This is a genomic window from Niameybacter sp., from assembly GCF_036655075.1.
In the GTDB taxonomy this organism is placed as follows: Bacteria; Bacillota; Clostridia; order Lachnospirales; family Cellulosilyticaceae; genus Holtiella.
The window spans coordinates 5,683-21,134 of record NZ_JAVVQU010000036.1; the positions used below are offsets into that span (position 1 = coordinate 5,683).

The following is a 15,452-nucleotide window of genomic DNA, read 5'->3' on the forward strand; positions in this document are numbered from 1 at the left end:
CTATGAAACAGGTTTACTGACTTATGGTAATGCCAATCCGTATGAAGAAGGCTACAACTCATTAGCTGACTTTTGCTTTAGTGGAGACTATGTAGAAATCAAGCTACCTTGGCAGTTGTTAAACTTTTCTAATCCTTCCAAGATGATGATTCATGATGACTACTATAAGCACTATGGGGTAGAAGAGATACCGATTAAGAAAATGTATGTAGGGATTGGAACAGCGTCTCAAGAGACACCTATTACGCTCAAAGCTTTTAATTTAAAGGGCTGGTCCAACAAACCTACCTATCATGAAAGGCTCAAACCTGCCTATTTTGCCATGCAAGAGCTGTGGCGTGAGGAGGATGAGTAGATGGCTGTTGAGAAGTTAACTTTTTTGTATATATATATATGTTTATGTATTATACTTTTTACTATTTTATTTAGTATATATGTCAAATGGCAGTCCAAAGTAAGTAAGAAGCACAAGCAAGTTTTACGAGAGCTTTTAACTGTGCCAAGTGGGGACCAAGAGGTACAGCAGCATTTGAAACAACAACTCTTGAATAAGCTTAAGAAGATAGCCTATTTAACCGCTTTTCATGAGACACTCCTAGAACTAGAAGCAGAAAAGGTGCATGTGGACTGGATGATGCTTGGTGAGGTCATGAGTGAGCTGGCATACCAGCATCCTTATAGGCAAGTTGAGAAAAAAGCTTACTTTGCCCATGTGATTTATTTTCTGGATTTGAACCAAAGGATGAAGTCCGATACGCCCCAAGCACACGCCATGAGGGCAAGACTGAGTCAATGTGTGATGGCCTATGCGTGGGAGGACTCTATTTATATAAGAGAGAATGCTTTGAAGGCTATTATAAGTTTGGGGATAGAGGAAGATGTGCTCAAGGTTCTTAGCATCTTAGATCAGCAAGAAGATGTGTGTCGTGAGAAGGTGGTACAAGATCACTTATTAAACTTTACAGGGTCTCATCAAGTATTGGCAGATAGCCTTTATCAAAACTTAGGAAAGTTTATGCCAACGACACAGGTGGCTATTGTCAATTATTTAAGACTGCTTCCCAAAGGATGCATCCAACATGAGCATTACTGGAAGGGTTTCTACGAGCTACTAAGTGACGAGAAAAAGGATAAGGAAATCCGGCTAGCGCTTATACGTTATTTTAAGAAATATATCTATAGCCCAGTGCGTACGACTTTAATGCAATATGTCCAGTGTGTAGATGAGGACAAATGGGAATTTGCAGTAGTGGCTGCCATGAGCTTGGAGGGCTATGAGGGTGAAGAAGAAAAAGATGTATTGGTACAGGCACTGACCTCTAGCAATTGGTATCTACGCTTAAATGCAGCAGAGAGCTTGGTAAACAAGGGATATAGCTATCAGGAAATCGCGGGAAATAGATTAGATGACTATGCAACAGATATGATTGCTTATAGAATACAAATTAAAGCAATGCAAAAAAGGAAGGCAATACAAGAGATTAAAGCAATGCAAGAAGGGAAGGTGGTAGAGGGATGACAGAGTGGCTGAAAGAAGTTTTTCAATACATCGATTTATTTTTTGTACTCTATCTGTTAGGTTATTCGACCTTCTTACTTTTATCTGTTACAGTCGGTGCTACGGCGTTGTATGAGCAACAGAAAAAGAAAAAGCTGTATAACTTTATTGATAAAGATCATTATATACCTGTGTCCATTGTTGTACCAGCATATAATGAGCAAATCACAGTAATCGATACTGTAAAGTCCTTATTAGAACTAGATTATACTTTGTATGAGGTGATCGTAGTAGATGATGGCTCAACAGATGATATGCGTGAGCAGTTGATTGAACATTTTCAGATGGAAAGGGTTTATAGACCGATAAGAAAGAAAATCTTGTGTGAAGAAGAGCATGCCATGTATATGACCTATGCACACAAAATACCTATTACGCTTATTTGTAAAAAGAATGGTGGCAAAGCAGATGCTCTAAATATGGGGATTAATGTAGCAAAATACCCATACTTTGTCTGTATGGATGCAGACTCTGTCTTGCAAGCGGATGCACTACGCAATCTTGTAAGACCTATTTTAGAAGAAAAAAATGTCATTGCATGTGGAGGACTTATACGGATCTTAAACAATGTAGTCCTTGAGAAGGGCAAGGTTATAAACTATGGTCTCCCTAAAAACAAACTAGTAGGGATGCAGATAATAGAATATGATAGAACCTTCTTAGCCTCTCGACTTTTGTTTGATAAGTTTAATGGGAATTTGATTATTTCTGGTGCATTTGGCTTATTTAAGAAAGATCTCGCCATTGCGGTGGGAGGGTATGACAAGCAGACTGTAGGTGAAGATATGGAACTTGTTGTCAGGCTACATGCTTTTTGTAAGGCCAATCAAATACCTTATCAAATCAAATATGCAACCGATGCAATATGTTGGAGCCAGGCACCAAACACGCTGAAGAATCTTGTCAAACAAAGAAGAAGATGGCATAGAGGTTTATTACAAAGTATATTGGCACATAAACATATCTTCTTCAATGTCAGATATGGAGGCGTTGGCCTCGTTTCCTTATTGTACTTTTTAATCTATGAGTTGCTAGCACCGTATATAGAGCTCCTTGGTATTGGGAGTATGATTATTGCAATACATTTTCGGCTATTCAATGCCTCGTTTATGATTTACTTCCTGCTTATGTACATGGTGTTTGGTATGGTCATGTCCCTAACGGCGTTTATCTCAAGTATTTATGCTATACATAAGCCACTTAAGGCAGGTGAAATACTTAAGGCAATAGGCTTATGCATCCTTGAAAGTAGTCTTTTAAGAAGCATCCTATTTTGGGTTCGACTCACAGCATTTGTAGGCTATAAGAAGAAGAGGCTTGAATGGGATGCAATTACAAGACATGAAATTACAAGACATGAAAGCCATAAGCCTTATGTAGAAGAGATGTAGGCAATCAATCACATCCTAATTTTAACGATGCATTTTAAGATTTTTGTACCGATTACCACCAACACAACACTTAGGCAAATCCCAAGCACGTCTTTTCCAATGTCCACAAATTGAAAGGATCTTCCGAGTGAACGCAGTTGTAGGGTTTCATCCAGTAGAGCAGCTACGCAGCCAATAAGAAAGGTAGCTCGGCTAGCATACAGGAGTGTTCTACGTTGACACAAGAAACAAAGCATGCAAATACAGCCTAAAATGAAGAATAAGCTAAAGTGTGCCAGTGCCCGTATGGTGCCGTTACTAGGGGGTGTGAGAGTGGTAAGCGTTTCTACTTGTTCAACAAGGGTAGAGACAAGTGCGGTCACTTGTTTACTGAGTGCAGATGAAGTTGGTGCATCTTGTAGGGAAAAGCTAAAGATAAAGCAAATCATACCGGTAATGAGTATGACACTTAAGATAGAACGATATTTCATAAGATAAACCCTCCTAAAAAGATAGGATAATCATACAATAGAAGTGGGCTTTTGTCTAACTGCTTTGAGCTTATGTTTATACAATATTAGCAACTATGACTTTTGTCATGGTAAATATTGTGATATAATGTCTAGGATAATGTACTATATTTAGAGGGGTGTAATATTATGTCAGAACCAATCTTAGTCATCATGGCAGCCGGAATGGGTAGTCGCTATGGTGGACTTAAGCAAATTGATCCAGTGGGGGCACATGGTGAACTTATCATTGATTTCTCCATTTATGATGCAATGAAAGCAGGATTTAAAAAAGTTGTTTTTATTATTAAAAAAGCGAACGAAGCAGACTTTAAGGAAGCTATCGGTGAGCGTGTATCTAAATTGATTGAAGTGGATTATGTCTATCAAGAGTTAGACAAGTTACCAGAGGGGTATACTATTCCTAAGGAGCGCGAGAAGCCTTGGGGGACAGGCCATGCTATCCTTTGCTGTAGGGAACTTGTAGACCAACCTTTTGCAGTGATCAATGCAGATGACTACTATGGCCAAGAAGCGTTTAAAGTGATTTATAACTTCTTAAAAGAAGCGCAAGATGATTGTCACTATCGCTATGCTATGGTAGGCTATACACTTAAAAATACATTGACAGAAAATGGTCATGTAGCACGTGGGATTTGTGAGTTAACGAAGGATTACAAGCTTCAATCTATTTGTGAGCGTGTACATATTGCCCACCACGAGGGGCAAGTTCAGTTCTTAGAAGAAGAGACATGGACACCTGTAAGTGAAAACAGTATTGTTTCTATGAACTTATGGGGCTTTACACCAAGTATCTTTGGTGAGTTAGAAGCACAATTTAAGCCATTTTTAGACCAAGCACTTGTAAGTAATCCACAAAAGGCGGAGTTCTTCTTACCTTCTGTAGTGGATGCACTGATTCAAGCAGACCAAGCCAGTGTAGATGTGCTTCATTCTAAAGATAAATGGTATGGTGTTACTTATAAGGAAGATAAACCTTCAGTTGTGAAGGCGATTCAGACTTTACAAAATGAGGGTGTATACCCAACAAACATTTGGGAAGGAAAATAGACATGGAAGCTTTGGTTAAACAATTTCAGTTTGAGGGAGAAGTTATAGCAGTAGGACCTACTGGTAATGGACATATCAATGATACATTTTTAGTGACGACAACTGTGAGAAAATACATTCTCCAACGTATTAATACAAATATTTTCAAAGAGCCTGTACCACTTATGGAAAGCATCATGAAAGTGTGTGCCCACTTGCATCAAAAGATTGAAGCAGTAGGTGGAGATACAGAGCGTGGTGTACTCACTGTTGTGCCAACGGTAAATGGGGAGAGCATCCTCCAAGATGAAGCGGGAGATTACTGGAGAGGGTATATCTTTATTGAAAATACTGTGTCTTACGACATTGTGCCAAACAATGAAGTCTTCTACAACTGTGCCAAAAAGCTAGGGGAGTTCCAAAGACTGCTTTCAGACTTTGATGCCTCTACACTTTTTGAGGTAATTCCTAACTTCCACAACACCAAGAAGCGTTTTGAAACCTTCCAAGAAGTGTTGGCGAAGGATGTGTGCCACCGTGCAGCAGACATTCAAGCAGAAGTAGACTTTGTACGCGCTCATGAAAAAGATGCAGCGAGCTTAGTAGACCTCTACGAAGCAGGCAAGTTGCCACTTCGTGTAACCCATAATGATACCAAGATTAACAACATCATGATGGATGCAACAACTCATGAAGGTGTATGTGTCATTGACCTTGATACGGTTATGCCAGGGCTTTCTGCCTATGACTTTGGTGATGCCATCCGTACAGGGGCAACTTCTGGTGCAGAAGATGAGTTAGACTTAAGTCTTGTAAACTTCATGCCAGACCGTTTTGAAGCTTTTGCAAAAGGCTTCTTAGAAGAGGTAGGCGAAAGCTTTAATAATGAAGAGATTTATTCTCTCCTTATTGGTGCCAAAGTCATTACCCTTGAAACAGGGATTAGATTCCTAACAGATTACTTAGATGGTGACAACTACTTCAAGATTCACCGTCCAAATCACAACTTAGACCGTGCCCGTACCCAGTTTAAGTTAGTACAAGATATGGAAGCTCAGTGGGCATCCCTTGAACAATTAGTGCAACAATTTATGCACGCATAAAATACTCCTAGTAGGAAGTCTCTATCCAAGACTTTTTACTAGGAGTATTTTTTGTGAAATTAATTGTAATAAAATCTGAAAACTTGATGAAATATACATAAATTATGTTATAATAGAATGGTAAATAAAGGAAAATTTAGGTAAGTGTAGGGGAGTTGATTGGTGTTGTTAAAAAATATGAGCATGACGAAGCTATTGGTGCTGTATCGTTATAGCTCTTTGATACTCACATCTGTTTTTTATATAGTGGGGGGAGAAGTACATAGGCTAGACAATACTTTGATGATTATTTTGTGGACAGCACTGACTGCTGTTGCTGGGCATTATCTATATAGTCAAAGTAAAGGGAATAAGCAAGAAATAGGTGTCATTATTCTTCTGGAAATGGTGGGGAACTGTACCATCCTTATGTTTTCGGGAGGTCTACATAGTCCTTATATGTGGTATGTGCTCAATACCATCATTATGGCGGGTATTGAGTTTGGCACACCTTATCTATGGGGCATTGCGCTAGGGTATATCGGATGTATGGTGGGATGCTTTTATGGTATACAAGCAGGTAGTCAGAAGCTTTTGCATATTGGGCTACAAGAGCTTAATCTGTTGGTAGGCTTTGTACTTGCTGCCTTTATGGTACAGCTTTTGATTGGGCATTTGAAGGCACTTGAGCAGAAGAATGATGAGGTGCAGGAGTGCTTGGATTATACCTTGAAGATCTATAAAACGATTTATCTTTTTACGACGCAAGAGGACAAACAAAACTTGATTCAAGCTATACTGAGCCATCTGCAACAAGTGAGGAGACTACCTGTTGGCATTTATTTAGATTTTATGGACCATGGGGAAACGATGACCCCCAATTCCTATGGAATAGAGCAAGCAGAGCTGGAGGCACTTATGTCTCATATCGAGCGATCCCAATTGATGAAAGAATATAAAACAGGTAAGGAAAGGGTGTTGCACTTTGAAGGAGGGTATCTCGGCATCCCTGTACAGTATACTTACAATGTTTTTGGTATGCTGCTAGTGAAAGAAGGGTGTAGGTTTGAGGAACTCAAGTTTATTGCCTATGTAGCAGGTATGATGCTGAAGAAGATTGAAATGGAGGAGTTGAACGAGCAGCTTCTTATAGGCCATGAGCAAAACAGAATTGCCAATGAGATTCATGACAGCGTGATTCAACAATTGTTTGGGGTATCTTGCAAACTTTATAATATGGAAAAGAAAGCTTATTCTCTAGGTGGAGAGGCTATGGCTGGGGAGCTAAAGGATTTGCGAGCAACAGTAACAGGGACAATGGCAGATTTGCGGGCTACGATTTATGGAATGAGTTGGAACAAGAAGGGTAAGAACAACTTGATCCAGAAGCTGGAAAGCTTCATTCAAACGATGGAGAGAATGCATTCTTTAAAAATAGATTTAAATGTAAAAGGGAACTTAAATAGCTTGAGCCTAGAGGTGCAAAAGGCACTGTACCGCGTCTGTTGTGAAGGGGTCGCCAATGGGATTAAGCATGGGCATGCAACCTATATTGTAGTGAGTTTCAATGTAGATACGAATGGACTTAGCTTAAGTATACAAGATAATGGGCAAGGGTTTGATTATAACCAGGTGGTAGCTAATAATAAGTTGGGCTTAGGGGTTAAGAATATGGAACAGCTCATTCATCAGATACATGGGGACTTGATGATTGATTCCACACCGGGGAGTGGTACTATCCTTTATGCCCTGATAGCGTGTTGTAAAAGTAGAGAAGCTGTATAGCAGGAGGGGGATTGTATGAAGTTATTAGTCGTAGATGACCATGAAATTGTAAGAAAAGGCTTAATTGCCATGTTAGAAGGAGAGCATGAGTTTGACCAAATACAAGAGGCGGGGACGATGGAAGAGACCAAGAAAATGCTCACCATCGATACACCAGACATTACACTAGTGGATGTGAATTTGAATGGGCAAAATGGGTTGGATTTGATAGAGGAGATGGGTAGCAAAAAGCTTGCTACCAAGTTTGTCGTATTCACCTCATCTTCTAGAAAAGGAGACTTTAACAGAGCCAAGGCATTGGATGTCGATGGTTATATTTTAAAGGACTCCAATGTAGAAGACATTATCTATGCCATCAAAGCTGTAGGGCGAGGGCGCAAGTTCTATGATGAAGAGATGACAAGACAAGACCAGCCAGACGAAAGGAGTAAGACTTTGGAAAGTCTTACAGATAGAGAAAGAGAAATTTTTGTAGAAATAGGAAGGGGCCTTACCAACGCTCAGATTGCGGACAAATTGTTCATTACAGAAAACACAGTGAAAAAACATATTACTAGCCTACTCGGCAAGCTTGGCGTAAAGAACAGGACAGAAGTCGCCCTCTATGCCATGAAGCTATGGAGACGAAAAGGGGAACTCGATTAATAGTTACATCTACTACTTTAGGAGTATAGAAAATAGTACCTTAGGAGCAAGGGAAAAAAGAGATATTATTCTAAAATGAGAGTAGGAAAAAATAAGGAGGGACACAATGAGTAGGAAGAGTAAGTATAAAATCTTTAACACGTTTAGTGGTATGCTTGCCGTAGCAGCTGGTGTCATGATGTTATCAGGTGTAGGCTATGCCAGTTGGTCAGATACACTTACGGTGGCGGCTAAAGTGAGTACAGGTAACGTGAGAGTAGAAGGCGTAGTCAATGCATATGGACAAATAGGTGAGTATCCTCTACACAAAAACAATGGAAGTTGGCCAGGGGATTTGTATTGTCAACAGGGGGAGGCATGCACCTTTGCACATTGGTGGCAAGAACAAGATTCAAGCATTTTTATAGACAATCAACACGTAAATACAGGACCTATTACAATTGAAAATTTGAGTCTAGATGTAGGTACATATGAAGACGAAATCATTTATACAGGGACAGCAGACCTTGTAACTCGGGTGAAAAATACAGGTGCAGTGCGTGCACAGGTCCGTTTGAACGAGGCAGAGCATGGCTATAAAAATACATGGATTAAGCTTTCTGCACCAATGATTAACCATGAGAGTGACCCAAATAGTAGGAGCACGCTTGCTCAAGGGATCGTTGAAACAAGGCATACGGGGTTTGCTGTAGAGAAGAATGGGGTCAAACAAAGTATACAGCCCGGTGGCAGTTTTGAACTCAGTCCTGGAGAAGAGGCAGAGGTGAGACTCCTTGGCTGTGAGTTGAAAACGATTGGGAAAAACAATGATCCAGATTATGATGCCTCACAGCTCAATTTAGAACAGCTGAGGATTGAAGCACAAATAAGTTTTGCTTATCAAGACCCTACAGGATCTTGGTATGATAACACTTGCAATAGCTTGTTTATCAATAGAGCAGTAAGTCATACTGAAATGCCTGTATATCAAGGATGCACCCAATGTGATACAACATGTAAGGGATACTACATCCCTTGTACAGTAGGTGAAACGTGTGGTGCACCTGGACAATGTAGCAAACCTAAGCATTGTAATGGATTTTGTCCATGCTTTAAAGGGGGTAAGCCAGATAAAACACAAGAGGATATCGCATCAGAACAACCAGCAGTACCAGGAGTGCCAGAGGTAGATGAAGGCATAGTAACGCTCCCAGCAGTACCAGGAGTGCCAGAGGTAGATGAAGGCATAGTAACGCTCCCAGCAGTACCAGGAGTGCCAGAGGTAGATGAAGGCATAATAACCTTTCCAACAGAGGGTGGCAATGCAATAGGTAGCAACCCTACTAAAAGATATATAGATTGAATAAAAAACAAGAGGATGAACAGATGGAGACAATACAAAATGGGTATAAGAAAATAAGTATAGGACTAATAGCTGTTTTACTCGGCTTATATATAATGAAATATACGGATTTACTCAGTTTTATAGATAATACCTTACTGAGTTATTGGATTATACCTGGGATATGGTGTGTTGTTATTGTCTTGTACTATACCCGCATGCCCAGGACCCATACGCTGGGAAAGTTGAAGTTTAGAGGGACAGTATATGCATGGGCATTTAACTGCGGGGCATTATTTATAGGTGTAAATCTATTGGCAGGATTTATACAAGAATTTGGAAAGAGCCCTTATAGTCATAGTTTGAAGGCTATAGGGATGAACATGTTAGTGGTAGGTTCTGCATTGGTGGGTAGGGAATGTATCAGATCCTATCTGGTCAATGTGTTTTATAAGAAGAAGCAGGTTTACTTTTGGCTTATTATAGGGGTTATGACGGTGACCCATATGAATGGGTTTCAAAATACTGATTTGAAGGACATAGAAAGTCTCACGATCTTTTTGGCACAACAAGTGGGGCCAGAAGTCTTTGAAAATATATTGGCGACCTATCTGGTTTTATATGGGGGGCCCCTAGCTTCTATTATTTATTTAGGGATGATAGAAGGTTTTGAATGGTTGTCACCTATACTGCCTAACTTGGATTGGCTTGCCAAGTGTCTTATAGGTATAAGTATTCCGCTAATAAGTAGTGCCTTTATTTCTAACAGTTACATGAAACTTGCTAAGTACACCAAAAGTTATGGCGACCAAGGGGAAAGCCTATGGAATTGGTTACCGACAGCTACGATATGTATTTTATGGATTTGGTTTACAGTAGGTGTATTTCCAATCTACCCCTCGGTGGTTGCCACAGGAAGCATGATTCCTATGATTGATCCTGGAGATGTAATCCTAGTTGATAAAATAACCACGGTAGAAGAGATAGACCAGTTGGCAGTAGGCGATGTGATTCAGTTTAAACGAGAGGATATCTTGATTAGTCATCGCGTCATTGACATTGTAGAAGAAGAGGGACAGAGGCGATATAGGACTAAAGGGGATAACAACTCTAGTGAAGATAGTGAACTTGTCAAAATGGAAGATGTAAAAGGGACCATTATACATGTCATACCTAAGATAGGTTGGCCTACTTTGATTTTTAAAAGTGATAACCCAGATATTCTGGATGAAGTTGAGTTCTAGAAGAAGTTGAGTTCTAGAATGAGGTAGAAAAGGGGAGAAGTATGAAAAGGAGAAAACTAATAGGCATCACGATTATTACGGCATCTATTTTATTGCAAGTAGGTTATGCCACCACAATAGGGCAAAGTACGAGTACAGTAAGTACCAAGGCGCTAGCGGTAGACTTTTTGCCACATCCTATTGTAACACATGATGAACATATAGAAGTGCAGACAACAGTGAGTCAAGGTGTTGTAGATATTGTCACCAATAACCTCTATCCAGGCGGCAAGTTTGGTGTATGCGCGACAGTAGAAAATAGTGGCGAATATAGTGCAGTGATTACGGATGTCAAACTGATAGAAAAAGAAGGAGAGGGACTTTCTCATGAACTCTTTGAGGCCCTTGTAGGTTATAAGGACAACCAAAGTATCGAAGACTATAGCCATTATTTGCAACAGACTTATGTCAGTAAAGTATTGAAAAAAGGAGAGACTTTGGATATTCCTTTAGAAATGGGTATGGCAGTAGAAGAAACAGGCCTTCAAAATGAAAGTACACAATTTAGTCTTGTCTTACAGTTTAAGCAAGAAGAGGGTGAGGGCGGCGGTGGCTCTGGTGGAGGAAGTGGCGGTGGAAGCGGTAGTGATGGTGGTGGCTCCGACCAAGATAAGGTCACTCCAGATGAGGAAACGACAACACCAGAAACAGACCCTACTTTGCCTGAACCAAGTCAGCCAGAGCTCGGTCAACCAATAGAAGAAAGTGTCATGCCGGAAGCAGAGCCTACTCAAACGGAAGAGAGTATAACACCAAAAGAAGAGTCTGTTTTACCAAAAGAAGAGCCTATTTTACCACAAGGTGGCCTACTGCCTAAGACAGGTGGCATTACACCACTTCTTGTATATGGACTGGGTATTGTGCTTTTAGGTGGTGGCATTATGATTTATAGAAAAAAAGATGAATAGCTGATCAATACCCTGATGACTATACAGAAATAGCCATCAGGGTGATTGGGATAGAGTCATTTTACAAAGGGGAGAAGCGCTGTGAAAAAGATAAAAATGCCAGTGATGGTGAAGTATGTAGCAAGTGCACTCATAGTGATAGGCATCATTGGATTAGGCATGCAAGCTATAAAAGAGCGTAAAAATATAGAAGTTGAACAACAAGAAAAGGTTTATTATGAATATACATCGGGTACAGATATTAACTATGCAGTCAATTTAATCCCGAATATACTCTATGAAACGGAAAAGCTGTATGAAGGGGAAACCTATATTAGCGAATTTATTAAAAGCATTAACGTTAACTTCAAAATCAACTTTAAAGGGTCAGAAGCTGCCAAGGTAAAGGGACACTATGGTATAACTGCCCAAATGGCAGGGTATAACATTCAACAAGAGGAGAAAAAAGATATCTGGACTAAAAACTTTGAATTGGTTCCGAACACATCCTTTGAGCAACAAGATCTGTGTGAGCTACAAAAGGTGGTGTTCATAGACTATCATCAATATAATACATTGGCTAAGGCGATTATAGAGGCCTCTAAAGTGAACTTGCCTGTAGAGTTACGCATTAGTATAGAAGGAGAAATGGTAGCAGATACAGCCTATGGCCCTATTACCCAACCCATAACCAGTACATTGGTTATTCCTCTTGGTAATCCTTACTTTAGTATCTTAAAGGAAGGGGAGGGGATCACAACAGAGGTGCTGAAAGACGTTGTAGAAGTCCCACTTCCTTCTAATCCTACAAGTATGCGCCTGATGATAGCAGGTATAGTCTTGCTCGTTGCACTCCTTATCGGCTTGTGGATACTCACCACCCAGCCTGATGCACTAGACTTGAAAAGAAAACAAATTCAAAAAATACTTACACAGCATAGTAGTCGCCTCGTAGCAGTGGATGCCCTCCCAGAAGATCAGGATAAGATTACTTATGAGGTCAAAAATATAGATGACTTAGTCAAAATAGCGGATGAATTAGAGAAACCTATCCTCTATGCCTACAATAGGAATATACTCAAAATCAACCTATTCTACGTGATGGACAAGGACATGAGATATATTTATAGAATTCTAGAGGAACCTAGCAAACAAGCGTTCAATGAATCCCTATGTGAAACAATCGGCACAACCCTTGGTGAAGCTGCCAGTGTGGAAAGCATAGATTCAATAAAGGATGACATCAATTAAACAAAAGCACTTGATACAAAACAAGTACTTGATACAAAAAAATAGTCTCATCTACTACTTTGGTGGTAGATGAGACTATTCTTTTGTATGATGTAAAAATATGGATTAAAACCTATAATTAGGTTATAGAAGCACAAAAATAAAAAGTAGAAAAATAAAAAGTAGAAAAATAAAAGTACAAAGGGGAATTAGAAATGAAGAAAACAAAATTTATCGTAGGGGCTTTAGTATTATCAATGGGATTAGTAGGAACAGGCTACGCGTTATGGAATGATACTTTAGAAATCAAATCAACTGTAAATACAGGGAACTTCAATGTACAATTTGAAGGAATAACTAAAAGTTTCTATTATCAAAATGATACGAATGAAATGAAATCCTATGATCCTACAAACAATAAATTTGTTACAATGGGCCAAGACACCCGAATAGTAGAGCAAACAGGTGTAGGCGGTGTAGAAGTAGATAATGCAAGTGATGTTATTACATTTGATGTAAGCAATTTAGTACCAGGTGGTATGGTTCAATTTGATACAGTAATTAAAAATACTGGTGATGTAGCAGCAGTGCTCAAGGAAGTAACTGCAAGCAGCGTAGGCATAAGTTACTCAGAGGAGTTAAAAGAAAAGTTGCACATGAGTATTACAGCTAGGGATACCACCCAAGATCCAAATGAACGTGTGAATATTTTACCATATGAATGGGTGAAAATAGGGGAGATTCCTTATACAATAAAAGTTGCTGAAGATAAGGAACAAACTATATTATCATTAAATCAAAGCCCAGAAGATCAAATTAACTTAACTGTAGCCTTTAAACTTGATAAAGATGCTGAAAATGATACACAGGGTAAAGATGCTACAGTTGAAATCAAATTAAACTTTGAACAACTTTTACAATCAGCTACAGGAAAATAATGCATTAGAAATCTAAAATAACCACTGATTATTCCACGTAATCAGTGGTTATTTTAAAGTAAGATAGAGAGGGGAGAAAGGACATGAAGCAGCATAAGAATAGGAAGAAAGTCCTAGCGTGGCTGATGATGCTAGTGGGTATGATTTTGATTTTGCTTCCAATAGGTGGGCGTATCTATACCCAATATGAACAACAAAAGCTTTATGCCCAGTATCAACAAAGCCTCTTAGAGCGGGAGGCAGCGCTTGAAACGATGAACGAGACACTGGAGAGTGGTATAAATATAGAAGATACAGCCAACGATACCCAAGTCATTGGCCTTGTAACCATCCCCAAAATCAACGTCAGCCTCCTCTTTGCAGAGGGTGTCACCAAGCAAGCACTCAAATATGCTGTAGGGCATATGCCAGGAACGAGTATGCCAGGAGAGGTGGGTAACTGTGCCATTGCAGGACATAGGAGCTATACCTTTGGGGAGTATTTTAATCGTTTAGATGAGGTAGAAGTAGGAGATGACATTCAGATTACGATGGGAGAGACCACGTACACGTATAAGGTATATGAATCTTTCTTGGTAGACCCAAGTGAGGTGTGGGTGACAGAGCCCGTAGAAGATAGAAAAATAGTAACCCTCATCACCTGTCATCCAGTTGTTAAGGCAAATCAGCGTCTCATTGTAAGAGGTGAATGGGTACCTGGTACGTGACAACTTACAGATGCGTTGATTTTTAAGTGTGGTACAGGTGTGGCAATAGTATAAATTTATTCATAAGATAAAAATTAGGTCATCATCTACAAATAAAGTAAGTTATGCACAGAAACTGGGGATTAAATTGCGAAAACTGTGGAAAAGTTAAAAAACGAGGTTGAGAACCTGTCTTTATCCTGTGAATAAACTTAAATTTAAGTATATTAATGTTTGCAGATTATATTACAATTTCATTAAAAAACCTTGAATAAAATTAATTTGAATTGTTTTTTAAGGATACCTCCTATACAATAGAAAATAGTGGTAAAGTGTACTAAAAATTTAAAATACACTATAGAAAATAAAAAGGAGATGTTTGGATGAGAAAACATTATTCTAAATTCATTTTAAGCCTTTCACTTGCAGGAATTATGTCTGTAAACGTATTTGCAGCAACAACTTTTACAGATGTTAACAATAAACATTGGGCGTACCCAGGGATTAGTTATATGCAAGACAAGGGTTACATGACTAAAAATAGTAGTGGGGCCTTCGCACCAGCACAGGAGATGACTTACTTTGATATTGCTGAAGTGCTTGCTAAGGCAACAGGCTATCAAGATGCATTGGTTATCAAAGATATGGACCCAGCGCTTAAAAAACAAATTGCGGATAACTATGAAAAGCAAAAGCCAACTCTTGCAACTTATACAAGTAAATATGGCACATGGGAAAGCAGATGCAACGAAGAAATTGCCTACTTACTTGGACGTGGCTACTTAACAGAAGCAGAGCTTAGTCGTTTTATGATTAAAACAGCAGATGGCAAAGAGATAAAAAATACTTTGACCAAACAGGATATGGTTACTCTTTTAGTACGTGTTATTGGCAAAAAAATAAGTGCAGAAGAAGCATACATAGGTAAGACTAAATTTGCAGACAACGATTTAATTCGTAAAGAAAATAGACCTTACGCAGCATACTACAACCAAATTGGCCTTTTAAATGGGGATGACAAAGGCAATATGGGTGCAAATACTAAAGTAACAAGAGCATTAGGTGCTCAAATGACTTATGCAGCATTAATGCACAAGGAGAAGCTAGA

Annotated in this window: 14 protein-coding genes and 1 pseudogene; 14 read left to right on the plus strand and 1 reads right to left on the minus strand. The window is 39.3% G+C overall.

Annotated features, from left to right (window positions below):
* The 3 genes and pseudogenes from RRY75_RS10345 to RRY75_RS10355 form a co-directional block, all read left to right on the plus strand.
* A pseudogene (locus RRY75_RS10345) lies at positions 1 to 355 on the plus strand (hypothetical protein); the annotation flags it as partial.
* The gene (locus tag RRY75_RS10350) at positions 356 to 1,519 is read left to right on the plus strand and encodes a HEAT repeat domain-containing protein (protein ID WP_332716635.1); all 1,164 of its coding nucleotides are present in this window, start codon (positions 356 to 358) and stop codon (positions 1,517 to 1,519) included. It abuts the pseudogene before it with no gap.
* Positions 1,516 to 2,949 carry a glycosyltransferase family 2 protein gene (locus RRY75_RS10355; RefSeq protein ID WP_332716637.1) on the plus strand — a complete coding sequence of 478 codons (1,434 nt, stop codon included), beginning with the start codon at positions 1,516 to 1,518 and terminating at the stop codon, positions 2,947 to 2,949. Before RRY75_RS10350 ends, RRY75_RS10355 begins: the two co-directional genes overlap by 4 nt.
* 8 nt (positions 2,950 to 2,957) lie before the next feature.
* Here RRY75_RS10355 and RRY75_RS10360 read toward each other — a convergent pair whose 3' ends face one another.
* Positions 2,958 to 3,419: a VanZ family protein gene (locus RRY75_RS10360; RefSeq protein WP_332492627.1), complete on the minus strand. Its 462-nt coding sequence runs from the start codon at positions 3,417 to 3,419 to the stop codon at positions 2,958 to 2,960.
* Between the two features lie 165 nt (positions 3,420 to 3,584).
* Between RRY75_RS10360 and RRY75_RS10365 the strand changes: the two genes are divergently transcribed.
* From RRY75_RS10365 to RRY75_RS10415, 11 genes are all read left to right on the plus strand, one after another.
* Positions 3,585 to 4,508: a nucleotidyltransferase family protein gene (locus tag RRY75_RS10365; RefSeq protein WP_334309716.1), complete on the plus strand. Its 924-nt coding sequence runs from the start codon at positions 3,585 to 3,587 to the stop codon at positions 4,506 to 4,508.
* Positions 4,509 to 4,510: 2 nt separating this feature from the next.
* A complete protein-coding gene (locus tag RRY75_RS10370) occupies positions 4,511 to 5,590 on the plus strand; it encodes a phosphotransferase enzyme family protein (protein WP_332492623.1) in 1,080 nt (359 codons plus the stop codon).
* A 165-nt stretch (positions 5,591 to 5,755) separates the two neighbouring features.
* Positions 5,756 to 7,354 (plus strand): sensor histidine kinase, encoded by a 1,599-nt coding sequence (locus RRY75_RS10375; protein ID WP_332716642.1) that lies wholly within the window; start codon positions 5,756 to 5,758, stop codon positions 7,352 to 7,354.
* Positions 7,355 to 7,369: 15 nt separating this feature from the next.
* Positions 7,370 to 7,999, plus strand: a complete 630-nt coding sequence (locus RRY75_RS10380) for a response regulator transcription factor (RefSeq protein ID WP_332492619.1) — start codon at positions 7,370 to 7,372, stop codon at positions 7,997 to 7,999.
* A gap of 106 nt (positions 8,000 to 8,105) precedes the next feature.
* Positions 8,106 to 9,341, plus strand: a complete 1,236-nt coding sequence (locus RRY75_RS10385) for a hypothetical protein (RefSeq protein ID WP_332716645.1) — start codon at positions 8,106 to 8,108, stop codon at positions 9,339 to 9,341.
* Positions 9,342 to 9,364: 23 nt separating this feature from the next.
* Positions 9,365 to 10,564, plus strand: coding sequence for a signal peptidase I (locus RRY75_RS10390; RefSeq protein ID WP_332492614.1), 1,200 nt, complete (start codon positions 9,365 to 9,367; stop codon positions 10,562 to 10,564).
* A 41-nt stretch (positions 10,565 to 10,605) separates the two neighbouring features.
* Entirely contained in the window at positions 10,606 to 11,511 is a 906-nt protein-coding gene (locus RRY75_RS10395) for an LPXTG cell wall anchor domain-containing protein (protein ID WP_332492612.1), read from the plus strand.
* Between the two features lie 81 nt (positions 11,512 to 11,592).
* The gene (locus RRY75_RS10400) at positions 11,593 to 12,741 is read left to right on the plus strand and encodes a DUF5305 family protein (RefSeq protein ID WP_332492610.1); all 1,149 of its coding nucleotides are present in this window, start codon (positions 11,593 to 11,595) and stop codon (positions 12,739 to 12,741) included.
* 194 nt (positions 12,742 to 12,935) lie between these two features.
* Positions 12,936 to 13,658 carry a hypothetical protein gene (locus RRY75_RS10405; RefSeq protein ID WP_332528679.1) on the plus strand — a complete coding sequence of 241 codons (723 nt, stop codon included), beginning with the start codon at positions 12,936 to 12,938 and terminating at the stop codon, positions 13,656 to 13,658.
* Between the two features lie 83 nt (positions 13,659 to 13,741).
* A complete protein-coding gene (locus RRY75_RS10410; RefSeq protein WP_332527275.1) occupies positions 13,742 to 14,365 on the plus strand; it encodes a class D sortase in 624 nt (207 codons plus the stop codon).
* A 362-nt stretch (positions 14,366 to 14,727) separates the two neighbouring features.
* The coding region (locus RRY75_RS10415; RefSeq protein WP_332716651.1) for an S-layer homology domain-containing protein at positions 14,728 to 15,452 on the plus strand (725 nt) is incomplete at its 3' end.

Excerpts from the sequence above, each read along its gene's own strand:
- RRY75_RS10350 (WP_332716635.1), top strand. The coding sequence starts at position 356 with ATGGCTGTTGAGAAGTTAACTTTTTTGTATATATATATATGTTTATGT.
- RRY75_RS10355 (WP_332716637.1), top strand. The coding sequence starts at position 1,516 with ATGACAGAGTGGCTGAAAGAAGTTTTTCAATACATCGATTTATTTTTT.
- RRY75_RS10360 (WP_332492627.1), bottom strand. The coding sequence starts at position 3,419 with ATGAAATATCGTTCTATCTTAAGTGTCATACTCATTACCGGTATGATT.
- RRY75_RS10370 (WP_332492623.1), top strand. The coding sequence starts at position 4,511 with ATGGAAGCTTTGGTTAAACAATTTCAGTTTGAGGGAGAAGTTATAGCA.
- RRY75_RS10380 (WP_332492619.1), top strand. The coding sequence starts at position 7,370 with ATGAAGTTATTAGTCGTAGATGACCATGAAATTGTAAGAAAAGGCTTA.
- RRY75_RS10385 (WP_332716645.1), top strand. The coding sequence starts at position 8,106 with ATGAGTAGGAAGAGTAAGTATAAAATCTTTAACACGTTTAGTGGTATG.
- RRY75_RS10390 (WP_332492614.1), top strand. The coding sequence starts at position 9,365 with ATGGAGACAATACAAAATGGGTATAAGAAAATAAGTATAGGACTAATA.
- RRY75_RS10395 (WP_332492612.1), top strand. The coding sequence starts at position 10,606 with ATGAAAAGGAGAAAACTAATAGGCATCACGATTATTACGGCATCTATT.
- RRY75_RS10405 (WP_332528679.1), top strand. The coding sequence starts at position 12,936 with ATGAAGAAAACAAAATTTATCGTAGGGGCTTTAGTATTATCAATGGGA.
- RRY75_RS10410 (WP_332527275.1), top strand. The coding sequence starts at position 13,742 with ATGAAGCAGCATAAGAATAGGAAGAAAGTCCTAGCGTGGCTGATGATG.